Source organism: Streptomyces sp. NRRL S-340 (genome assembly GCF_000720185.1).
Taxonomy (GTDB): Bacteria; Actinomycetota; Actinomycetes; order Streptomycetales; family Streptomycetaceae; genus Streptomyces.
The window spans coordinates 19,086-40,132 of the sequence record NZ_JOIY01000013.1 but is presented as its reverse complement, the minus strand read 5'-3'; the positions used below and the strand labels follow the sequence as shown (position 1 = coordinate 40,132).

The 21,047-nt window shown below is 73.6% G+C and carries 16 protein-coding genes and 1 pseudogene; 11 read left to right on the top strand and 6 right to left on the bottom strand.

All coding sequences use genetic code 11. From position 1 onward, the window contains the following. Nucleotides 1–30 precede the first annotated feature (30 nt). Nucleotides 31–1,551 carry a right-handed parallel beta-helix repeat-containing protein gene (locus IG64_RS12470; RefSeq protein ID WP_037855074.1) on the bottom strand — a complete coding sequence of 507 codons (1,521 nt, stop codon included), beginning with the start codon at nucleotides 1,549–1,551 and terminating at the stop codon, nucleotides 31–33. A gap of 201 nt (nucleotides 1,552–1,752) precedes the next feature. Between IG64_RS12470 and IG64_RS12465 the strand changes: the two genes are divergently transcribed. The 3 genes from IG64_RS12465 to IG64_RS12455 all read left to right on the top strand — a co-directional run bounded on the left by IG64_RS12465 (nucleotide 1,753) and on the right by IG64_RS12455 (nucleotide 4,976). Continuing rightward, the gene (locus IG64_RS12465; RefSeq protein ID WP_037855073.1) at nucleotides 1,753–2,820 is read left to right on the top strand and encodes a substrate-binding domain-containing protein; all 1,068 of its coding nucleotides are present in this window, start codon (nucleotides 1,753–1,755) and stop codon (nucleotides 2,818–2,820) included. 235 nt (nucleotides 2,821–3,055) lie between these two features. Then, nucleotides 3,056–3,331 (top strand): hypothetical protein, encoded by a 276-nt coding sequence (locus tag IG64_RS43070; RefSeq protein ID WP_051812758.1) that lies wholly within the window; start codon nucleotides 3,056–3,058, stop codon nucleotides 3,329–3,331. 166 nt (nucleotides 3,332–3,497) lie between these two features. Continuing rightward, nucleotides 3,498–4,976, top strand: coding sequence for a purine-cytosine permease family protein (locus IG64_RS12455; RefSeq protein WP_037855072.1), 1,479 nt, complete (start codon nucleotides 3,498–3,500; stop codon nucleotides 4,974–4,976). Between the two features lie 118 nt (nucleotides 4,977–5,094). On the opposite strand, the gene IG64_RS12450 is transcribed toward IG64_RS12455, so the two are convergent. Further along, nucleotides 5,095–6,723 carry a phosphodiester glycosidase family protein gene (locus IG64_RS12450; protein WP_037855070.1) on the bottom strand — a complete coding sequence of 543 codons (1,629 nt, stop codon included), beginning with the start codon at nucleotides 6,721–6,723 and terminating at the stop codon, nucleotides 5,095–5,097. A 502-nt stretch (nucleotides 6,724–7,225) separates the two neighbouring features. Here IG64_RS12450 and IG64_RS12445 point away from each other — a divergent pair. The 5 genes and pseudogenes from IG64_RS12445 (at nucleotide 7,226) to IG64_RS12425 (ending at nucleotide 13,770) form a co-directional block, all read left to right on the top strand. Further along, nucleotides 7,226–8,752 carry an MFS transporter gene (locus IG64_RS12445; protein WP_051812757.1) on the top strand — a complete coding sequence of 509 codons (1,527 nt, stop codon included), beginning with the start codon at nucleotides 7,226–7,228 and terminating at the stop codon, nucleotides 8,750–8,752. 120 nt (nucleotides 8,753–8,872) lie between these two features. Next, complete coding sequence (locus IG64_RS12440) at nucleotides 8,873–9,364, top strand: MarR family winged helix-turn-helix transcriptional regulator (RefSeq protein WP_037855068.1); 492 nt, start codon at nucleotides 8,873–8,875, stop codon at nucleotides 9,362–9,364. Further along, nucleotides 9,361–11,442, top strand: coding sequence for an MFS transporter (locus tag IG64_RS12435; protein ID WP_078883946.1), 2,082 nt, complete (start codon nucleotides 9,361–9,363; stop codon nucleotides 11,440–11,442). Before IG64_RS12440 ends, IG64_RS12435 begins: the two co-directional genes overlap by 4 nt. 102 nt (nucleotides 11,443–11,544) lie before the next feature. Next, nucleotides 11,545–12,748 (top strand): annotated as a pseudogene (locus IG64_RS12430) (cytochrome P450 family protein). 230 nt (nucleotides 12,749–12,978) lie between these two features. Continuing rightward, entirely contained in the window at nucleotides 12,979–13,770 is a 792-nt protein-coding gene (locus IG64_RS12425; protein ID WP_037855066.1) for a polysaccharide lyase family 7 protein, read from the top strand. Between the two features lie 49 nt (nucleotides 13,771–13,819). Here the strand turns inward: IG64_RS12425 and IG64_RS12420 are convergent, their stop codons facing one another. Beyond that, nucleotides 13,820–15,052: an aminotransferase class V-fold PLP-dependent enzyme gene (locus tag IG64_RS12420; protein ID WP_037855064.1), complete on the bottom strand. Its 1,233-nt coding sequence runs from the start codon at nucleotides 15,050–15,052 to the stop codon at nucleotides 13,820–13,822. A 268-nt stretch (nucleotides 15,053–15,320) separates the two neighbouring features. On the opposite strand from IG64_RS12420, the gene IG64_RS12415 reads away from it, so the two are divergent. The 3 genes from IG64_RS12415 (at nucleotide 15,321) to IG64_RS12405 (ending at nucleotide 17,838) form a co-directional block, all read left to right on the top strand. Next, entirely contained in the window at nucleotides 15,321–16,523 is a 1,203-nt protein-coding gene (locus tag IG64_RS12415; protein ID WP_037855063.1) for a cytochrome P450, read from the top strand. Continuing rightward, on the top strand, nucleotides 16,520–16,804 hold the full coding sequence (locus tag IG64_RS12410; RefSeq protein ID WP_037855062.1) for a ferredoxin: 285 nt from the start codon (nucleotides 16,520–16,522) through the stop codon (nucleotides 16,802–16,804). Before IG64_RS12415 ends, IG64_RS12410 begins: the two co-directional genes overlap by 4 nt. Before the next feature lie 428 nt (nucleotides 16,805–17,232). Continuing rightward, nucleotides 17,233–17,838, top strand: a complete 606-nt coding sequence (locus IG64_RS12405) for a TetR/AcrR family transcriptional regulator (protein WP_037855060.1) — start codon at nucleotides 17,233–17,235, stop codon at nucleotides 17,836–17,838. Nucleotides 17,839–18,243: 405 nt separating this feature from the next. On the opposite strand, the gene IG64_RS12400 is transcribed toward IG64_RS12405, so the two are convergent. The 3 genes from IG64_RS12400 to IG64_RS12390 all read right to left on the bottom strand — a co-directional run bounded on the left by IG64_RS12400 (nucleotide 18,244) and on the right by IG64_RS12390 (nucleotide 21,046). Beyond that, entirely contained in the window at nucleotides 18,244–19,224 is a 981-nt protein-coding gene (locus IG64_RS12400) for a trypsin-like serine peptidase (protein WP_037855059.1), read from the bottom strand. Nucleotides 19,225–19,434: 210 nt separating this feature from the next. Continuing rightward, entirely contained in the window at nucleotides 19,435–20,199 is a 765-nt protein-coding gene (locus IG64_RS12395) for a glucose 1-dehydrogenase (RefSeq protein ID WP_037855058.1), read from the bottom strand. Nucleotides 20,200–20,260: 61 nt separating this feature from the next. Then, on the bottom strand, nucleotides 20,261–21,046 hold the full coding sequence (locus tag IG64_RS12390; RefSeq protein ID WP_037855057.1) for an SDR family NAD(P)-dependent oxidoreductase: 786 nt from the start codon (nucleotides 21,044–21,046) through the stop codon (nucleotides 20,261–20,263). Nucleotide 21,047 lies beyond the last annotated feature (1 nt).

Genomic DNA, 21,047 nt, shown 5'->3' with positions numbered 1-21,047 from the left:
ACGGCCAGGGTCAGGACCGGTGTCCGGCGGTCACAGCCCGGGTCCGTTGTAGGCGCCGCGGTCGGGCTTGGCCGTGGCCGAGACCGGGGCTCCCCAGTAGTCGAGGCCGCCGTTGTCCGCGACGACACCGCCGTTGCGCAGCGCGGGCGAGGTGGCCTCGAGACGGTAGCCGTCGGCCGAGGCGAGGGTGTCGCCGCCGGTGCCGGGGGCGACGAAGCCCGGGTCGCCCACGATGCCGTTGGCGGTCGGCCGCGGCACACCCTGGAAGACGTTCCACTGCCAGGAGACGCCGGGCCCGGTGGGCAGCCGGGAGTCCGCGCCGCCCACCCAGATGTTGTTCTCCAGCAGGCTGTCGGCGGGCACGGAGACGTCGAGCTTCCTGCCCGGGCAGTAGACGACGTTGTTGTAGAAGCGCAGCGCCGAACGGCCGCCCCCGGCGCCCACCATGCGGCAGTCGTTCTGGGAGACGTTGTAGCGGACCACCTCGGTCGCCCCGCCCACGGTGCCGCAGCCGTCGCAGTCCAGGAAGAGCCCGCCGGCGTTGTCGCGGCTGAAGTTGTACTGCACCGTGCAGTGGCCCGTGTTGCCCCAGTCGCAGTCGAACGCCTCGCTGTCGTAGGCCGACATGACGCTGCCGTACACGACGTTCTTCTGGATCGTCGCGTCGTGGTCGCCGAGCACCCAGATCCCGGCGAAGTTGCCGCCGGTCCACGGGTAGGCGCCGGTACCGAGACCGGCCGCCGTGTTGTACTCGATCAGCGGTGACTCGGCGTAGGAGACGATGATGCCGTCGCCGCCGACCGCGCTGACCGTGTTGTGGTCGACGAGGACGTTCTGGCCGAGGCGGGTGTTGACCGAGCCGACGCGGACCTTGATGCCGCCGCCGCCGCAGTTGCCGACCCGGGTGTCGTGGACGTGGACGTCGCTGAGCAGCGACCCGGTGCCGGACGCGCCCGTGCGGATGCACGCGGACAGCGAGAACGCCGTCGCGTGGGAGGCCTTGTCCGTCTCACCCGCCACCTTGTCGACGATCAGTCCGTCCACGTCGAACCCGGAGTGCGTGCGGCCGTCCGTGGACTCGATGAGCAGCCCCTGCCGCTGCGCGGGAGTGCCGGCCGGATCGGTCAGTTCGAGTGCTTTGATGCTCCAGTGGTCCTGGTTGGTCAGGTGGAGGGCGTTCTCCGCCCCGTCCGCGTCGATGACCGGGGCGGGGCCGGTGCCGTAGGGGGTGATGGTGACGGGTGCCTGCGCGGTGCCGCTGCCCCGCGGCGCGAGCGTGCCGTGGCACGTCGTGCCCGACGCGACGGCCAGGGTGTCCCCGGGCCCGAAGGTGAGGGCGTTGACGGAGGCCAGGGAGTTGTACGGAGCGTCCTGCGTGCCGGTGCCGTCGGCGGCCCGCGAGCAGTCCAGGTGCACGACGGTGCCGGTGGCGGCGGAGGCCCGGGCGGGCGCCGGGGTGGCGGGGGACGCGGTGGCGGGGGAGGCGATGAGGGCGCTGGCGGCGGCCAGGGTGGCCGCGACGAGGCCCGTGCCCAGGGATCTGATGCTCATGGAGAGGCTCCTCCTGCGCTGGTCGGGGCCCAGAAGCTAGGAGCACGACATGACCGCGTCAATACAAATGAACCAGGTGATCGATTTTCGATCAGAAACCGATCTAATGAATGATCCTCTTGTCTCTGCTTGAGCAGTAGATCACTCGGAGATCGAATGATATTCTCCGAGGGACGTCGGACCGATGAGAAAGGGACCGCCATGTCGATCGCGGCGGACGAGCGCCGGACGCGGATCCTGGAGATCGTGCGCAAGCTCGGCACGGTCCGGGTGACGGATCTCGCGGCCCGTCTGGACCTGCCGGCGGTCACCGTGCGCCGCGATGTCGCCGCCCTCGCCGACGGCGGCCTGCTGCGCCGTGCGCACGGCTCGGTGTCGGTGCCCGAGGAGCGCTTCGGTGTGCCGGTCGACGGTCGCACCCTGGGCCTGGTCGTGCCCGCGGTGAGCCACACGGTCAGTCAGTACTTCGACGAAGTGATCGCCGGAGCGCGTGCCGCCGCCGCCGACGCCGGGGCCCATCTCGTGCTCGGCATCTCCTCCTACGACTCCTACGACCCCCGCGCGGACCGCGCCCAGGCGGAGCAACTGCTCAGGTCGGGCGCCGAAGGGCTCATGCTCACGCCCAACTGGACGTCCACGGACAACCCCCAGGACTGGCGCTGGCTCCACGAACTGCCCGTGCCCACCGTGCTGGTGGAACGCCGGGCCGCCGCCGGGACGCCCGCCGCGGAACTCGACTCGGTCAGCTCCGACCACCACCACGGAGTGCTGCTCGCCCTGCGCCACCTGGCCGCGCTGGGTCATGGGACGGTCGTCCTCGCCGCCCGCCGCGACACCTGGACCGCGATGAAGGTGCGCAGCGGCTACGCCGAGGCCTGCGAGTCGCTGGAGCTGACACCGCAGCCGGTGATCGACATCGACGACCCCGCCACCGCTCCCGAACTGGTGAGCCGGAAGCTCGCCGAGGGGGCGGAGAAGGGGGTGCGGGCCGCGCTCGTGCACAACGATCAGGACGCCATCCAGCTCCCGGCGCTGCTGCGGGCGCGGGGTCTGTCCGTCCCCGAGGACCTGGCGCTGATCAGCTACGACGACGTCTTCGCGGCCCTCGGCGCGCCGCCGCTGACCGCCGTGGCCCCGCCCAAGAGGGCCGTCGGCGCCGCGGCCGTCGACCTCCTCCTGCGGCGGCTGCGCCACGGGGCGTCCCTCCCGGTCCACCGGGTGGAACTGCTTCCCGAGCTGAAGGTGCGCGCGTCCTGCGGGGGCGACTGACCCCCGGCCGGCCGGCGTGACCACCTGGGCGACACTCGCCGGAGCGGCGGCGCACGTCGCCCCCTTCGGGAAGCACCTCGGCGCGGCCACCGGCCCCCGGCGAGGACAGGGCGGCGGTCACCGGCCTGGTGCGCCGGATCCCGGACGGTGACGAGCGGGACCCGGTGCCCACCCACGAGCTGTCCGCCCTGGCCGCCCGGCAGCCCGCGTTCCGTGAGCTGACCCGAGCTGACCCGTGCCCGGATGCAGGCCGGCCGGGGTCCTGGAGCGGCACTTCGACGATCCCGTGACGGCCTGCCAGCTCGACGCCCTCATCGAAGGCCTGTCCGTCCACCGGGCGCTGGACACCGCACCGCACGACCGGGCGCCGGCCGCGGACACGGTCGCCCGGACCGCCGCGTCCGCCTCCACTCCCCGGGCCGCCTCCCGGCCCGCCGAGGCTGCCGCTCCGGGCCGGGCCGGACCGCCCGCCGAGGCGCCGTCCAGGCCGTTGCCGACCGGGGGCGAGTAGACGGCCCCCCGGCCACCGGACCGATCTGCCTGCGGACTATCCGATCTGCCTGCGGACTATTGGCAATCCATTCATCAGCCCATAGTCTGCATAGCCATATGCAGTCGGTCCGAGCGCTCGCCCGGCCAAGCGACATCGTCCAGCGCCTACCAGGACGGAGCAGTACATGGCCCAGGCAATTGTGGAACGACGATCCATCGACGTCGTCCCGGACGAGGAGCGCCACGGCACGGCGTTCTCGCAGTTCACCCTCTGGCTGGGGGCCAACCTCCAGATCACCACCGTGGTCACCGGCGGCCTCGCCGTGGTCCTCGGCGGTGACGTCGTCTGGTCGCTGGCCGGCCTGCTGGCGGGCAACCTGCTCGGCGGCGGGGTGATGGCCCTGCACTCGGCCCAGGGGCCCCGGCTCGGACTGCCGCAGATGATCTCCTCCCGGGCCCAGTTCGGGGTGCGCGGCGCGGTCGTACCGCTGGTGCTGGTCGTCGTGATGTACGTCGGCTTCTTCGCCAGCGGGTCGGTCCTCGCCGGTCAGGCCGTCGGCAAGCTGACCCGTCTCGGCCCGGTCCCCGGCATCATCCTCTTCGCGCTGGTCACCGCCGTCATGGCGACCGTCGGCTACCGCGTCATCCATGCGCTGGGCCGGGTGGCCAGCGTCGTGTGCGCGCTGAGCTTCCTCTACCTGGGCGGCAGGCTCCTGAGCAGGATCGACCTCGGGCACGTCGCGCACCAGCACCACTTCACCCTGCCGATGTTCCTGCTCGCCATGTCCCTGTCGGCGTCCTGGCAGCTGGCTTTCGGCCCCTACGTGGCGGACTACTCGCGCTATCTGCCGCGGACGACCTCGCCCCGGGCGACCTTCGGCTGGACGCTCGCCGGGACCGTGCTCGGCGCCCAGTGGTCGATGGCCTTCGGCGTCGTGGTGGCCGCGACGGCGGGCACGGCCTTCCTCGACGACCAGGTCGGTTATGTCGTGAGCCTGGGCGGCGCGGGTCTGATCGCCTCCTTCCTGTACTTCGTCATCGCGCTGGGCAAGCTCACCGTCAACGTGCTCAACACCTACGGCGGCTTCATGTCGATCGTGACCAGCGTGAGCGGATTCCGCGGCCGGCGGGTCCTGTCGCAGCGCGGCCGTACGGCCTACATCGCGGCCATCATGGTCGCGGGCACGGCCGTCGCGCTCGCCGGACGCAACTCCTTCCTGGACTCCTTCGCCGACTTCCTGCTCTTCCTGCTGACGTTCTTCACCCCGTGGTCGGCGATCAACCTGGTGGACTACTACCTCATCTCCAAGGAACGCTACGACCTGCCCGCCCTGTCCGACCCCCACGGCCGCTACGGCGGCTGGCGCTGGGAGGCCCTGCTCGTCTACGGCATCGGACTGGCCGCCCAGTTCCCCTTCCTGTCCACGAGCTTCTACACCGGTCCCCTCGTCGGCCCGCTGGGCGGCGCGGACATCTCCTGGATCGTCGGCCTGGTCGTCCCGGCCGTGCTCTACCGGTTCCTCGGCGCGCGGCGGAACCGCCCGGAGCCCGCTCCCGGTGCCGGCGGCCCGGCGGAGGCGTCCGGTGCGGCCGGCGGTACGCGCCGCCCGCTCGCGCCCACCGACCCGGCGGCCGCCGCCCCCGCCGCGCCGCAGGGGGAGTGACCGGTTCCACCGGGCGGCCCGGCCGGACCGCCCGGCCGCGCGGACCGCGCGGCCGAGGCCCCCTGCGACGGGGCCGCTCCGGACCGGGCGCCGCGCACCGGGCCCGCCCCGGCGCGGGTCACCGGCGAGGCGCGGACGGCAGCACCTGGAGGGTGCCGCCGACCGCACGCTCGCCCGTCGTGTCCGAGGGACTGGTGACCAGGACACCGCCGACGGCCATGGCGGTGGAGCCGCCGCCGTCGAGGGCGAGCGCGTCCACGGCGCCGAGCGAACGCATGAACGAAGCCGCTTCCTGCAGGGTGAAGCCCTCGCTGCCGCCGCCGGTCCGGCGGCCGTCCACCGTCGCCAGGATCAGCCGGCCCCGGGCGTCGACCCCGGCCATGGTGCGCGGCTGGCGGGCGTTCGCCCAGGCGTAGCCGAACGACAGGTCCCGGGGGTCCACGACCCCCTCCGTCGCCGCGTCGATGTCCGTACGGCCGCGGCGGACCAGAGTGGGGGCCGCGCTGACGACGCTGTCACCGCGCTCCAGCCGCACCGGCCGGCCGGCGGTGTCGCGGACGTCCGCGCGGACATCGATCCGTTCGCCCCGGTGCGCGTGAGCGGTCAGCCAGCCGGCGGCCGGGCCGATTCCCTGGACGACCGTTCCGTGCGCCGGGACCGAGCCGCCCCGGGCCCCGGCCGACACCACGCGGCCCGCCGCGTCCAGCACGGCCTGGGCGCCGGGCCCGGTGGGCAGCGGAGCGCCGAACTCGTCCGTGAACAGCACCAGTTCGTCGGAGATGTGGCAGGTCACGTCCTGCCAGGGCCGCTCGCTGGGTGTCACCCCCGGCCGCCCGCAGTCGCGGACGAGCCCGGGTGTCCGGTTGATGCCCTGGACGTCGTGGTGGCGCGCACCCGCGGACACGGTGACGGCCGTCGTCAGGTCCGCCACCCGCGCCCGCTTCCCCCCGCCCTCGACGATCAGCGCCGCCCGGGAACCGGCGGCCATGGACTGCAGGACACCGTCGTCCGCGCTGAGGCCCGACTGCGTCCCCTGGACGCCGTCGGCGTCGGAGGTGACGAAGAACCCCCCGTTGACCCCCACCAGGGAGCCCAGTCTCGCGGCGACCGACGAGGTGGTCGCGCGCTGGGCGACGTTGCCGTCGTGGGTGCCCCGGACGGTGCCCGTGAACCTGCGCGGGTCGACGACGGCGACGTGCACGTTCTGCCGGTCGGCGGGCTGGTCGGCGTCGTAGCCCGTCCAGTCGACGGCGGTGTGGAAGCCCGCGGCCGTGACCGTCCGCGCGACGGTGCGCGCGGCGGCCTCGGTGGCGTACGTGCCGATCCTGACGCGCATGCCCATGACGCCGTGCGGGGTGTCGGAGTACATGGGCCAGTACACCTTCTCCACCCGCGGCGGGTGGCCGGCCGCCCGCAGGCGCGCGGCGGTGTCGTCGGCCCAGTACCGCGTGCCCACCGGCGCCCAGGTCGCTGCGCCGCTGAGGCGGCCGGTGGCCGGCGCCTGGACCGTGACCGTCCACACCGGCTCGGCGCCGGCGTTCCCGAGGGCGGCGCTGCGCACCTCGACGCCCGGTGCGAGTGCGGTGGCCGTCCACCTGACCGCGGACGCGGCCGGGCCGGTGGCGGCGGTGCCGGGCACCGCGGCCCGGGCCGTTCCCCACAGCCCGCCCGACGTGACGACGGCGAGCGCCGCGCCGGTGCTCAGCAGGGCTCGCACCCGCGCGGCGGACCTGTGCTGGAGACCCATGACGTCCTCCCTCTCCGATGGCTGTGCCGGCCGGGACGGCCGCGGCCGCCCGGGCCGTGTCGCCGCCTGTTCCGACGATGAGAACCGCCGGGCGCAGCAACCGCTGCTCCCGGCGGTGACGGAGCGGGGAACACTCGGCGAACAGCTGTACGGCGAGCACGGCGCCCCGCCCGGCACCGGGCGCGCCCGCGGGCCACTCAGGCCGGGCCGGACCCCGGGGCGGTCCGCCCCGCGACGGACCCGACAGCGGCCCGTCCCGGGGCGGACTCCGAGCGTCGCAGACAGTAAGAGATCTGTCACCGTATGTGCGTACGGCATCACCGCCGCGGGCGGCGGACGGCGCGCCGGGCGGACCGCGACGGGCGCGCCGGACGGTGCGTGAAGAGCGCACATCGGGGCAGCCGACCCACCACGGAGGTTGCCGATCTTCAGCAGAATGCCAATACATTACAAACACCGGAAAACGGACGAACAGCGAGTGAACGGGCAAGGTGGCGTGGTCATGGATGTGACACCCGACGGACAGGCCGGACCCTCCAGCGGGGAGCGCCTCCGGGAGACCGTCGCGCACCTGCCCCAGCAGGTCCGCGACGAGCTGACCCGCAGACTGAGGCGCAGCCGGCGTGCGCTGCGCAAGGAGGACGTGCAGGTCGTCGAGCCGCCCCTGCTCAGGCGCGCGGTCGGGGCCTCCGCCCTCGGCAACTGCATGGAGTGGTTCGACTTCGGCGTCTACAGCTACCTCGCCGCCACCATCGGGAAGGTCTTCTTCCCCGGCGCCTCACCCGGCGCGCAGGTGATCTCCTCCTTCGCGACCTTCGCCGCCGCCTTCGTGGTACGGCCGCTGGGCGGCCTCTTCTTCGGGCCCCTCGGAGACCGCCTCGGACGGCAGAAGGTCCTCGCCACCACCATGATCATGATGGCGGCCGGCACGTTCGCCATCGGCCTGATCCCCAGTTACGGCACGATCGGCATCGCCGCGCCCGTGCTCCTGCTGCTCGCCCGTATGGTCCAGGGCTTCTCCACCGGCGGTGAGTACGGCGGAGCCACCACCTTCGTGGCCGAGTACTCGCCCGACCGCCGCCGCGGCTTCCTCTCCAGCTGGCTCGACTTCGGCACCTTCGTCGGGTACGCCCTGGGCTCCGCCCTGGTCACCGCTTTGAACTTCCTGCTCAGCGACGGCCAGATGCTCTCGTGGGGCTGGCGGATCCCCTTCCTCATCGCCGGCCCGCTCGGCGTCATCGGCCTGTACATGCGCCTCAGACTGGAGGAGTCGCCCGCCTTCCAGCAGCAGCTCGACGAGCACGAGAAGAGCCTCGCGCAGAAGTCGGCGGGCAGCGAGTTCAGGACCATCGTCAAGAAGCACTGGGCGGCCCTGCTCATCTGCATGGGCATCGTGCTGCTCTACAACGTCACCAACTACATGGTGACCGGGTACCTGCCCACCTACCAGACGGAGACCCTCCACCGCTCCAGCAGCTCGGCCGACCTCCTGGTCCTGCTGGGCATGGTGTGGATCGTGCTGCTGATCACCTTCATCGGCCGCCTCAGCGACCACGTCGGCAGGCGCCCGGTCTACGCCGTCGCCGCCGCCGCGATGATCGTCCTCGCCGTCCCCGCCTTCCTGCTGCTCAGGATGGACGGCACCTGGCCGCCGATCGCGGGCGTCCTGATCCTGTCCACCCTCCTGGCCTGCTTCGCCGCCCCCAGCGCCGCCACCCTGCCCGCGCTCTTCCCCACCGCCGTCCGCTACGCGGCCATGGGCATCGGCTTCAACTTCGCCGTCGCCGCGTTCGGCGGCACCACCCCGCTGGTCACCGCGGCCCTGGTCAACGCCACCGGCGACGACCTGATGCCCGCCTACTACCTGATGCTGGCCGGCGTCATCGGCCTGGTGACCGTCAAGTTCCTGCCCGAGAGCGCGCAGGTGCCGCTGCACGGTTCGCAGCCGATGGTGGGCTCCGAGGAGGAGCAGCGCGAACTGCTCTCCACCTCCGAGGAGCTGTACCGCGCCACCCGCGGGACGCGGTAGGGGCGGGAGAGGCGGGGGAGGCCACGGCCGGCGGACGGAAGCACCGGACCGCTTCCCGCCCCCCTTTTCCTTACCGTCATTTGATAGGACACCTATATAGGAGCGTGATACGAAAGAAGGGTGGACCAGTCGCACTCCGCACCCGGCGCGCAGGACACCGCACGGGCCCTGGCCGACCTGGCCTCGGCGGTGATCAGGGCACTGACGGACCGGCGCGGGCTGAGTCTGACCGCCGCCGCCACCCTGGCCCGGCTCGAACGCGACGGTCCGGCCCGGCTGACCGCACTGGCCGCCGCCGAGGGCGTCACCCAGCCCTCCATGACGCAGCTGGTGCAGCGGCTGCAGTCGCAGGACCTCGTGGCGCGGGCCGACGACCCCGGCGACGGACGGGTCAGCCTGGTCACCCTCACCGGCACCGGCCGTGCCGTCCTCGCCGAGCGCAGGCAGGCCCGCGACGCCCGGCTGGCCGAGCTGCTCACCGCCCTGCCCGCCGAGGAACAGCAGGCGCTGGGCGCGGCGATGCGGACCGCCCTGCCGCTCGTACGGCGGATGCTCGGGGAACGCGAGCAGCCCACGCCTCCCGGACACCGGCCCGCCGGGAGCACACGATGACCACCGTCCAGCAGCGCGGCCCCAGGTCGTGGACCGGCGTGGACCACCCCGGCTACAAGTGGGTGGCGCTGACCAACACCACCGTCGGCATGCTGCTCGCCACCATCAACAGCTCGATCGTGCTGATCTCGCTGCCCGGCATCTTCACCGGCATCCGCCTCGACCCGCTCGAACCCGCCAACGTCAGCTACCTGCTGTGGATGCTGATGGGCTACATGCTCGTCACCGCCGTCCTGGTGGTCGCCCTGGGGCGGCTCGGCGACATGAAGGGACGGGTGCGGATCTACAACGCCGGGTTCCTCGTCTTCACGCTCACCTCGGTGGTCCTCTCGCTCGACCCCTTCCACGGTGGCGGCGGGGCGCTGTGGCTGATCGGCTGGCGCATCGTGCAGGCGGTCGGCGGCTCGATGCTGATGGCCAACTCCGCCGCCATCCTCACCGACGCCTTCCCGGCACGGCAGCGCGGCATGGCCCTGGGCGTCAACATGGTGGCCGGCATCGCGGGCTCGTTCCTCGGCCTGGTCCTGGGCGGCGTGCTCGTCACCTGGAACTGGCGCTCGGTGTTCTGGGTCAACGTGCCCATCGGCCTGATCGGCACCGTATGGGCGTACAAGTCGCTGCACGAGACCGGTGTGCGCAGGCCGGGACGGATGGACTGGTGGGGGAACGTCACCTTCGCCGCCGGGCTGACGGTGCTGCTCGCCGCGATCACCTACGGGATCCAGCCCTACGGCGGTCACACCATGGGCTGGACCAACCCGTGGGTCCTGGCCGGGCTGACCGGCGGGGTGGCGCTGCTCGGCGTCTTCTGTCTCGTCGAGACCAAGGTGCCCGAGCCGATGTTCCCGCTCGGCCTGTTCCGCAACGCCGCCTTCGCGGGCGGCAACGCGGCCACCCTGCTGGGCGCGATCGCCCGCGGCGGACTGCAGTTCATGCTCATCATCTGGCTCCAGGGCATCTGGCTGCCCCTGCACGGCTACGACTACGCCGACACCCCGCTGTGGGCCGGTGTCTACATGCTGCCGCTGACCATCGGCTTCCTGCTCGCCGGGCCGGTGTCCGGTGCGCTGTCCGACCGGTTCGGGGCCCGGCTGTTCGCCGCGTCCGGGTTCGTGGTGATGGCGGCGTCGTTCGCCGGACTGCTCGTCCTGCCCAGCGACTTCGGCTACTGGGTCTTCGCCGGACTGATCCTCCTCAACGGCCTCGGCGGGGGCCTGTTCGCCGCCCCCAACACCTCCGTCATCATGTCCAGCGTGCCCGCCGACGCGCGGGGCGCCGCCTCCGGCATGCGGGCCACCTTCCAGAACGCCGGCATGGTGCTGTCCATGGGTGTCTTCTTCTCGCTCATGGTCGCCGGGCTCTCCGGAACCCTTCCGCACTCGCTGGCCTCGGGCCTGACCGGCCAGGGCGTCCCGGCGGGCGCCGCCCACACGGTCGCCGAACTGCCCCCGGTCGGCGTCCTGTTCGCCGCGTTCCTCGGCTACAACCCCATCCAGCACCTGCTCGGACCGGACATCCTCGGCCACCTCTCCCCGTCCGCCGCCGCGCACCTCACCGGCCGCGAGTACTTCCCGCACCTGATCGCGCAGCCGTTCCACCACGGCCTCGTCGTCGTCTTCTCGCTCGCCATCGCCATGTCCCTGGCCGCCGCGGCGGCCTCGCTGGTCCGCGGCCGCGCGGGCACCCCGGCACCGGCCGCGCCCGTCGCCGGGACCGCCGCCGTGCCGCGTCCGGTGGGTCCCGGCTCGGTGCCCGGCACCCGGCCCGCGCCGCGGGAGCGCGTACGAGAGGCCGCCGACGGCCCGTCCGCCGGGGCCGCCGTCCTGCACGGCACGGTCCGCGACCCGGACTCCGGCCGGCCCCTCGCCGGCGCCCGTGTCACCGTGCTCGGCGCGGCGGGCGAACCGGTGGACTCGGCGACGACCGCACCGGACGGCACGTACACGGTCACCGGCCTCGCCCCGGGCGCCTACACCGTCGCCACCGCCGGCGGCCCGCCCCTGTCCGCCGAGGTCGTCGTCGGCGACGGCGCCACGACCGTCCGCGCCGACCTCGGCCCCGGCCGGCGGCCGGGCTGACCCCGCCGGTGCCACGCCCGGACCGGCGCGAGGGCAGCGGCCCGGCCCGGTGAGGGGCTACATTCGGTGGGTTACGGGGGCCGTGAGGAGGGGGCTGTGTCCATGAGCACGAGCATCGTCGATCTCGCCGCGCTCGGTGAGCCGTTCACCCGGGATCCGTACCCGGTGTACGCCCGGTTACGGGCGCAGGGCCCGGTGCACCGCATCCGGATGCCCGAAGGGGGGAGCGGAGGCCTGGCTGGTCGTCGGGTACGAGGCCGGGCGCGCCGCGCTCGCCGATCCCCGGCTCACCAAGGACTGGGCGAAGGCGTCGCCCGCGCTGCCGCTGGGGCCGGTCTCCTCCGGGCCCCACATGCTCAGCTCCGACCCGCCGGACCACACCCGGCTGCGCAGGCTGGTCGCCCGCGAGTTCACCGCACGCCGGGTGGAGGAACTCGCCCCGCGCGTCCAGAAGACCACCGACGCGCTCCTGGACCGGATGCTCGCCGCCCCCGACGGGCGGGCCGACCTCGTCGAGGCCCTGTCCTTCCCGCTGCCCATCTCCGTCATCTGCGAACTCCTCGGCGTCCCCGACCTGGACCGCGCGTCCTTCCGGGCCTGGTCGAACGACGCGATCGGCGCCAGTGACGTCACGGAGCGCAAGGCCGCGGCGGCCGCGATGGCCCGGTACATGCGGGAGCTGGTGAGCGGCAAGCGGCAGCGGCCGGGCGAGGACCTGCTGAGCGCGCTGATCCAGGCCGAGGACGACGACGGCGACCGCCTCTCCCACGAGGAACTCGTCGGCATGGCCTGGCTGCTGCTCGTCGCCGGCCACGAGACCACCGTCAACCTCATCTCCAACGGCGTCCTCGCCCTGCTCACCCACCCCGCTCAACTGGCCGCCCTGCGCGCCGACCCCGGCCTGATCGACGCCGCCGTCGAGGAGATGCTCCGCTACGACGGCCCGCTGGAGACCCCCACCTACCGCTTCACCACGGAACCCGTGACGATCGGCGGCACCGTCGTGCCCGGCGGCGGTGAACTCGTCCTCGTCGCCATCGCCGACGCCAACCGGGACCCGGCGCGCTTCGCCGGACCCGAGCGCTTCGACATCTTCCGCGACGCCCGCGGCCATGTGGCGTTCGGCCACGGCATCCATCACTGCCTGGGCGCGCCGCTGGCCCGCCTGGAGGCGCGCATCGCCGTGCGGACGCTGCTGGAACGCTGCCCCGGCCTGGCCCTCGACATCCACCCGGCGGCGATCACCTGGCGCCCCGGGCTGATGATCCGCGGCCCGCGCAGTCTGCCGGTGCGGTTCACCCGGTGACGCGGGGGCGCGGCGGCGCCCCGGTCCGCCGGCGGGGCGCCGCCGCCCCGCCGGCACACCCTCCCGCCGCCGTACCCCCGGCCGTCCCGCCGCCGTACCCCTCCGCACCCCTTGACGTGTCAGGTTCAGACCTTTAGGTTCCCGGGTCACCGGCAGTGCATGTACACGTTCGATGTTCAGCCGGTTGAACAGTTCGGTCCGGCACCTTCCCCCCACCGGCAGGAACCCCCATGACCTCGTCCCAGCGCTCCCGGATCGTCGCCGCCGCGACGGTCGTGGCACTCACCGGCACCCTGGCCGTCCTCGGCGCGGGCGGCGCGAACGCCGCCGACCCGAAGGTCGCACCGGGCGGCAACTTCGACCTGTCGACCTGGCAGCTCCAGGAACCGGTCGGCTCACCCGGGTCCCCGACCACCATCCCCTCCGCACGGCTCCAGGGCCCCGACGGCTACCAGGACGCGTACTTCTACACCGACACCCGCGACGGCGCGATGACCTTCTGGGCACCCGAGAAGGGCGTCACCACGCCGAACTCCCACTACGCCCGCTCCGAACTGCGGGAGATGAACCGCGACGGCAGCGCCGCCGACTGGCCGCTCAGCGGCACCCACCGGCTGAACGCCACGCTCCGCGTGGTCTCCGTGACCTCCAACGTGTGCGTGGGACAGATCCACCTGGGCACCGGCGGCTCCTCCACCAAGCCGCTGGTGGAGCTGTACTACCGGGCCGGCGGTGACATCGTCCTCGGCACCGAGAACTCACCCGACGGCGGCCAGACGCTGCACACCGTCGGGCACGTCTCCACCGGCAAGACGTGGCGGTACACCATCGCCGTCTCCGGCGGCGACACCATCGACCTGACCGTCGACGGCAGCACCACCCACTACGCCATCCCCTCCTCGTTCCGGCCGTACAAGCAGTACTTCAAGGCCGGTTCGTACAACCAGTCCTCCTCCGACAGCACCACGAAGGGGGCCCGGGTCGCCTTCTACGGCCTCACGGTCAGCCACAGCCGGTCGTGACGGACCACGCGCGCGGTGCCGGGCGGCCGCCGGGGCGCGGGCCGGCCGCTCAGCTCCGGGCGCGGGCCGCTCGTGCCCACTGCCGCACGAGCGGGACGCAGGACTCGGCGAAACGGTCGTAGTCGGCGGGGGTGTTGTAGACGTGGGCCGACAGCCGCAGGTACCCCACCCCGCCGAAGCTGGTGAAGGCGGCCTCCGCGCCCAGTTCGGCGGTGGCCCGGTCGCGCAGGGCGTCCGCGGCGATGCGGCTGGTGCCCAGGCCCTCGGGCAGGCGGACCAGGCGCATGCCGGGCACGGGCATGCCGACGTCGGTTGCCTCCGCCGTGCCCGGGGATCCGGCGAACGCGGCGGCGATCACGCGGGCGCCGTAGTCCGCCAGTGCGTCCATGTAGCGGCGGGCCGCCCCCCAGCCCCAGGTGTCCGCGACGAAGTCGAGGGCCGCCGGGGCGGCGAGCGGGCCGGTGGCGTCCAGGGTGCCCTGCTGGTCGAACCGGTCGGGGAACGGCTCGGCCGCGGCCCAGGAGTCGATCAGCGGGTACAGGTGCTCGCGCAGCGGCCCGCGCGCGACCAGCGCCGCCGTGCCGCGCGGTGCGCAGCCCCACTTGTGGAGATTGCCGACCCAGGCGTCGCAGACCAGCCCGTCGAGCGGGGCGGCCAGCAGGCCGGGCGCGTGCGCGCCGTCCACCAGCAGTGTGACGCCGCGCCGGGCCAGCTCCGCACCCACCCGTTCCACCGGCAGCGCGCGGGCCGTCGCGGAGGTGATCTGGTCCAGGACCACCAGCGCGACGTCGTCGTCCACCTCGGCCATCACGGCCTGGTGGGCCTGGTCCGCGTCGGCGGCCAGCGGCACCCGTGCCGTGCGGACCCGGCGGCCCCAGCGGCGGGCGAGGCGCTCGGCCCCCATGGTGACCGCGCCGTAGCCGTGGTCGGTGACGACGACGTCGCCGCCGGGGCACGCGGCCAGGGCGGCGTAGACGACGCTGGCGCCGGCGCTGGCGTTCGGCACCAGCGCGAGGTCCGTGGCCTCGGTCCCCAGATGGCGGGCGACGGCGCCCCGGGTCTCGGCGATCCGGGCGGGCAGCCGCGGGAACCAGACGACCGGCGCGCGCTCCATCTCGGCCCGCAGCTCGTTCTGCCGGTGCTGGGCGACCAGCGGAACGGCGCCGAACGACCCGTGGTTGAGGTGCAGCAGGCCGGGATCGAGGGACCAGGCCGCGGCGGCGGGCCGGCCGTCGTCCAGGAGCAGCGGACGGGGCGCGGTGACGACCTCGGTCTCGGTCACGGGACTCCAGCTTCCTCGGTGCCTGCCGCGGCGGACGAGGGTGCGCGGCGGCGCACCGCCTGTCATGGCTTGATCGGAACCCTCACACCCTACGCGCCGCTCCGGCGCCGCCCCGCCGGCAGCCCGTATGCCGCCAACCGGAATGCGTCCGAAAGCAATATTGCAGCGCCCTGCAAGATTGCTTACGGTTCCGATATGAACGAAATGTGATGCTCACAGCGCGCGGACAGCCCGTTGCGGATGGTTCCCCCACGAGAGGCGGCACCTCATGACCATCAGCGATCCCCAGGCGTTCCCGTTCCACGAGACCGACGAACTGCTCATCGAGCCGGAGTTCGAAGAGCTTCGCGCGAACCAGCCGATGTGCCCGGTGCGCCTGGCCCACGGCGAGCCCGCCTGGCTGGTGACCAGGTACGAGGACGTGAAGACCGTGCTCGGCGACTCGCGGTTCAGCCGCGCCGAGGCGGCCGCCCGCGACGAGCCCAGGACGCGGTACCACCGTGGTCTGAGCGGCAACATCCTGGCGTTCGACCCGCCCGAGCACACCCGGCTCAGGCGCGTGGTCGCCAAGGCGTTCACCGCCCGCCGCGTCGAGCAGCTGCGGATGCGGGCCCAGGACATCGCCGACGGTCTCGTCGACGCGATGACGGTCCGGGGCGCGCCCGCCGACCTGGTGGCCGACTTCGCCCTGCCGCTGCCCGTCACGGTCATCTGCGAACTGCTGGGCGTGCCCCTGGAGGACCGGACACGGTTCCGCCTGTGGTCCGACGCCCTCCTCTCGACCACCCGCTTCCGCCCCGAGGAGGTCGAACGCTACGCCGACGAGCTCTCCGCCTACATGGCGTCACTGGTCGCCGAGCGGCGCAAGGAACCCCGGGACGACCTGCTGGGAGTGATGGTGGCTGCACGGGACGAGGAGGACCGCCTCTCCGAAGACGAACTGGTCGCCATGGGCGTCAGCGTCCTGGTCGCGGGCCATGAGACCACCGCCAGCCAGATCCCCAACTTCGTGTACACGCTGTTCGAGCACCCCGGCGAGCTGTCCCGGCTCCGCGCCGACCTGGACCTGGTGCCCCAGGCCGTCGAGGAACTCATGCGGTTCGTGCCCCTGGGCAGCGGCGGGGTCGCGCGCTACGCGCTGGAGGACGTCGAGCTTAGCGGCGGGGTGGTGCGCGCCGGCGAACCGGTCGTCGCCTCGAACGCGTCGGCCAACCGCGACACCGCCGTCTACACCTGCCCCGAGAAACTCGACCTGACCCGCCAGGAGGCCTCGCACGTCGGGTTCGGCCACGGACCGCACCACTGCCTGGGGGCCCAACTGGCCCGGATGGAACTCCAGGTGGCCCTGCGCACGCTGCTGGAGCGCCTGCCCGGCCTGCGCCTGGCCGGCACCGCCGAGGACCTCGTGTGGAAGGCGGGGGCCGGGGTGAAGGGGCTGCAGAAGATGCTGGTGACCTGGGACGCGGCGTGACCGGCCGGGACCAGGACCCCACCCGGCGCGCTCCCGGCGGGGTCCCGGGCCAGGGCGAGGAAGCCTGGCGCGTACAGGTCGACGAGAAGGCGTGCATGGCCACCGGCATCTGCGCGGGCGTCGCACCCGGGCGGTTCCAGGTCCGTGACGGCGCCTCGCACCCGACGTCGCCGACCACCGAGCCCGCACCGGAGGTGGTCGACGCGGCGGAGTCCTGTCCCATGGAGGCCATCCTGGTGACGCACCGCGACACCGGCGTCCGTATCGCGCCCGAGGAGTAGGCGGGTACGGCGGGCGCGGCGGTGCCGGGCCCCTGCCTCGGGGCGGGCGGCCCGGCGTGCCCGCGGCCCGTCAGGTGACCGATGGCCGCTGAGGTGACTGGCGGAGCGTCAGACGGCCGATGAGGTGGTCGCTGGTCCGTGAGCGCGGCGGGTGGTGGGTGAGGTGGTCGCTGGTCCGCGCGCCGCAGAGGGTGGCCGGTGAGGTGGCGGGCGGCCGGTGAAGTGGGGCGGGTGGTCAGGGAGGCGGTCGCCGACCGGTGAGGCGGCGGGTGTTTTCCTGCGGCCGGGGTCGTCCCTGAGCCTGCCTGCGGCCCTGCGGCTCGTGCACCCGCTGCCGGCCTTGCGGCTCGTGCACCCGCTGCCGCCCGTGCGGCCGCCGGAGGTCCCGCTCCGGCCGTCCGGCTCGCCGCTCCGACTACGCTACGGCCATGACGGGCGAGACGAGGGCGTCCCACCGGGAGCGCAGCAAGGCCAGACGCCGGGAGGCCATCAGGCGTGCGGGAATGCGCCTGTTCGCCGAGCAGGGCTACGAGGGGACGACCATCGCCGACATCGCCGAGGCGGCCGACGTCGCGCCCCGCACGGTCTCCCTGTACTTCCCCTCCAAGCACGACATCGCCCTGTCCGTGCCCGACGAGATCGCGGCCCGGCTCACCGCCGTCTTCAGGGACCGGCCCGACTCCGGGTTCCTCGATGTCGTCGACACCTGGCTCAGGGGCGAGGCCGACGCCCTGGACCCGGAGGTCGTGGCGCTGCTCACCGCGATGTACGAGGCCAACCCGGCCCTGCGGGCCCACGGCAGCAGCCAGATCACCGAGGCCGTCCGCATCACCGGGCCCGCCCTGGCCGCCGCCACCGGACTGCCCGGCGACCATCCGGTGAACGCAGTCGTCGGAGCCGCCGTCGGCGCCGCGCTGAGCCAGTACTTCGCCACCATCCTGCAGAACGAGGACGCGGCCGGAACACACCGGCTGTTCATGGACTGTCTGCACGCCCTGGTCGACGCGGCCCGTCGCGGCGCCCCCGGCGTCTGACGCGCGGAGCGCGGGCCGGCCCGCTGGCTCTCCGCCGAGCAGCCTTGTGAGGCAAGGGCCTTGTGATGGTCTGCCGTTGGTCCTTGTCCCTCCGCGCCCGTGCGGGCCGTGGGCCTTCGAGGTCCTGTCCGTCGCCGCGGCCGCCTGCCGCACTCCGTGTCGTCCGCCCCGCGCCGGCACCCCGGCCCGGGGCGCGGTGTTCCGCGGGCACTCGCCGCGACCGCCGTCGCGGCCTGGGAGACCGGCGCCTGCGGGCACCGGCACGGCATCACGGCTGCGCCCCTGCCCCTGCGGTGAAGCGCTGCCTTGGCCCCTTCCGGGAGGCCGCCGGTGCCCTGCCCGGAGCCGGGAGGCCGTCTGCCCCGCCCGGCAGGCAGACGGCCCGCCGGGCAGGGCGGCCGTGTGTCAGGAAGCCGGGCCGGCCGGCGGCTCGCCGGTGACCGCGGCCTCGTACAGCGCGCGGACGGCGGTGCCGAAGTAGGCGCTGTAGGACACCTGCGAGGTGTTGCCGCCGGTGTGGTAGCCGCCGATCACCCCGATCACCGCCCAGCCGCCGGGCCACGGCACCAGCATCGGCCCGCCGCTCGTCCCGCCGACGAACGCGTCGCAGGCGATCCGCGGGAACGTGCCCGGTTCGGCCGGGTCGTCACTGGCCCACGCCGTCGTCCAGCTCCAGCACTCCAGCGGCTCGGCGGCCCCCGCCGGGTAGCCGATCATCCGCACGGGCGCGTGGAGGTAGCCGGTCCCGGTGAGCAGCCGCACCGCGCCGACCGCGTCCTGCAGCAGCGTCCCGTTCTCGTCGGGCTCCGTGACGGCGAGGGCGACGTCGTACTCGGCCCCGGCGTGCGCGCCCAGGTCGTAGTACCGCTGCGGCACGTAGACCCCGTCGGCGCGGACCGGGAAGATCCCGAAGGGCTTGAGCCCGTCGTGGTACTGCGGCACGAAGCCCAGGTGCCGCTTCGCGGACGCGCCGGCGTAACTCTTCAGGCAGTGCCCGGCGCTGAGCACCAGCGACCGGCCGGGGCTGCGCACCACCGAGCCGCTGCAGGTGCGGCCGGTGCCGGTGGCGTCGGTCCAGAAGAAGGTGCCGGCCTGCGGTATGCCGGTGAAACTCCTGCTGGGCGGGATGTACTCGCCGGGCCGGGGCCCGTCCACCGCCGCTGATGCGGCGACGGCGGCCGGAGCGGACTCGGTGCCCTTGGCGGGGTCGCCGGGCAGGGCGGCGGCCATTCTGGCCGGGGTCCAGTAGGCGTCGAGCCGGGCCGCGGCGGGGTCGGGGCCGGCCGGATCGCCGCCGGCGAAGGCCGCCGGGGCGAGTCCGGCACAGAGCAGCAGAGCCGACGCGCACGCGGCGGCGTAGCGGACCATCCTTGTACTGCGCACCATCAGTTCCCCTCGGAGCGGACACAAGTGACGGTTCACCCTACGGTCCGGCCGTACGTCCGTCCGCCCTTGCGTGCCGACGCTTCCTGACGGTCCGTCGCGGCCCCGTTCCGCGCCTGCTCGCCCATCCGTGGAGGACGTGCTCACTCACCTGTGGAGGACGTGCTCACCCACCCGTGCCGGACGTGCTCTCCGACGCGCGTCCGCCCTGCCTCACCGACCCATGACGTACTTCACCGTCGGCCCGGCGGTCCAGCCGCCGTCCACCGCCAGCTCGGCGCCCGTGACGTACGAGGCGGCGTCGGAAAGCAGGTACACGACGGCGCCCGCGATCTCGTGCGGTTCACCGACCCGGCCCATGGGCGTGTTCGGGTACCTGCCCTCGCCCTGCTCGATGCCGGCGGAGGCGGTCATCGGCGTGCAGGTCATGCCCGGGTGCACCGAGTTCACCCGGATCCGGGCCGTGCCCAGTTCCACCGCACCGATCTTCGTCAGCCCCCGCACGCCCCACTTCGAGGCGCCGTACCCGGCGGTCAGGGCGAGCCCCGTCAGCCCTGCCGCCGACGAGACGTTGACGATGGAACCGCCGCCGCACTCCTTCATCGCGGGGATCACGGTCCGCATGCCGATGAAGACACCCGTGAGGTTGATGTCGAGCACCCTGCGGAAGTGCTCGACCGACTCGGACTGCAGCAGCTGCCCGGTCGAGACGCCGGCGTTGTTGACGAGTCCGTGCAGGCCGCCGAACTCCGCGACGGCGAAGTCGGCGACCTGTCGCCAGTCCTGTTCGCAGGTGACGTCGTGGCGCAGGAAGCGGGCGTGCGGGCCGAGGCCGGCGGCGGTGGCCTCGCCCTCGCTCTCCAGGACGTCGGTGATCACCACGTCGGCTCCGGCGGCCACCGCCTGCCGGGCCGCCTCGGCGCCCAGGCCGCGGGCTCCGCCGGTGACGACGACGGTCTTTCCGGTGAGGTCGTTCATGTCGTGCTCCTCTAGATGCGGCCCGCGCGGGCACGCGCCCGCGCGGGCGGCCGGCGGCCTGTCAGTAGTGGGTGCCGCCGTCGACGCGGACCTCGGTGCCGGTGATGAACCGTCCGTCCTCGCAGGCGAGCATCGCGACCACGGACGCCACCGTCTCCGGGCCGGCGAAGCCCTCGCCGAGGGCCGGTTCCAGCTTCACGAAGAGGCTCATGTCGGCGTCCTCGGGCAGCCCCGGGCCCGCGCTCTGCCCGCTGGCGCCGCTGCCGTCGGTCATGCCGGAGGAGATGGAGCCGGGCTGCACGGCCGTGAACCGGATGCCGCGCCCCGCGTACTCGGCGGCCAGCGCGTGCGTCATCGACTGGATGCCGCCCTTGCTCGCCGCGTACGCGGCCATGTAGGGGTGGGCGAACACCGCCGAGGTCGAGCTGAAGTTGACGACCGCCGCGTCCCGGCCCTCCAGCAGGGCCGGTATGCACTCGCGGATCACCAGGAAGGTGCCGACGAGGTTGACCTGCAGGACGCGGGTGAAGGCCTCCAGGCTCGTCTCGTGGGTGTGCGAGGAGCGCAGGATCCCGGCCGCGTTGACCAGTACGTCCAGACCCCCGAGCGCGGCGAGGGCCGTGGCGACGCCGTCGCGCACCGACGCCTCGTCCGCGATGTCGACGACGGCCGTGGTGAGCCGGTCCGCGTCGGTGCCCGCCTTCGCGGCGGTGTCCAGCAGGCCCCGCTCGCTGACGTCGGCGGCCACGACGGTGCCGCCCTCCGCGAGGACGCGCAGCACGGTGGCCTGGCCGATGCCCGAGCCGCCGCCGGTGATCAGCGCGCGGCGGCCTTCATAGCGGTTCATG

What these genes read in the sequence shown, in the direction of transcription:
- IG64_RS12470 (WP_037855074.1), bottom strand. Translation starts at nt 1,551, where the DNA reads ATGAGCATCAGATCCCTGGGCACGGGCCTCGTCGCGGCCACCCTGGCC.
- IG64_RS12465 (WP_037855073.1), top strand. Translation starts at nt 1,753, where the DNA reads ATGTCGATCGCGGCGGACGAGCGCCGGACGCGGATCCTGGAGATCGTG.
- IG64_RS12455 (WP_037855072.1), top strand. Translation starts at nt 3,498, where the DNA reads ATGGCCCAGGCAATTGTGGAACGACGATCCATCGACGTCGTCCCGGAC.
- IG64_RS12450 (WP_037855070.1), bottom strand. Translation starts at nt 6,723, where the DNA reads ATGGGTCTCCAGCACAGGTCCGCCGCGCGGGTGCGAGCCCTGCTGAGC.
- IG64_RS12445 (WP_051812757.1), top strand. Translation starts at nt 7,226, where the DNA reads ATGGATGTGACACCCGACGGACAGGCCGGACCCTCCAGCGGGGAGCGC.
- IG64_RS12435 (WP_078883946.1), top strand. Translation starts at nt 9,361, where the DNA reads ATGACCACCGTCCAGCAGCGCGGCCCCAGGTCGTGGACCGGCGTGGAC.
- IG64_RS12425 (WP_037855066.1), top strand. Translation starts at nt 12,979, where the DNA reads ATGACCTCGTCCCAGCGCTCCCGGATCGTCGCCGCCGCGACGGTCGTG.
- IG64_RS12415 (WP_037855063.1), top strand. Translation starts at nt 15,321, where the DNA reads ATGACCATCAGCGATCCCCAGGCGTTCCCGTTCCACGAGACCGACGAA.
- IG64_RS12405 (WP_037855060.1), top strand. Translation starts at nt 17,233, where the DNA reads ATGACGGGCGAGACGAGGGCGTCCCACCGGGAGCGCAGCAAGGCCAGA.
- IG64_RS12400 (WP_037855059.1), bottom strand. Translation starts at nt 19,224, where the DNA reads ATGGTGCGCAGTACAAGGATGGTCCGCTACGCCGCCGCGTGCGCGTCG.
- IG64_RS12395 (WP_037855058.1), bottom strand. Translation starts at nt 20,199, where the DNA reads ATGAACGACCTCACCGGAAAGACCGTCGTCGTCACCGGCGGAGCCCGC.
- IG64_RS12390 (WP_037855057.1), bottom strand. Translation starts at nt 21,046, where the DNA reads ATGAACCGCTATGAAGGCCGCCGCGCGCTGATCACCGGCGGCGGCTCG.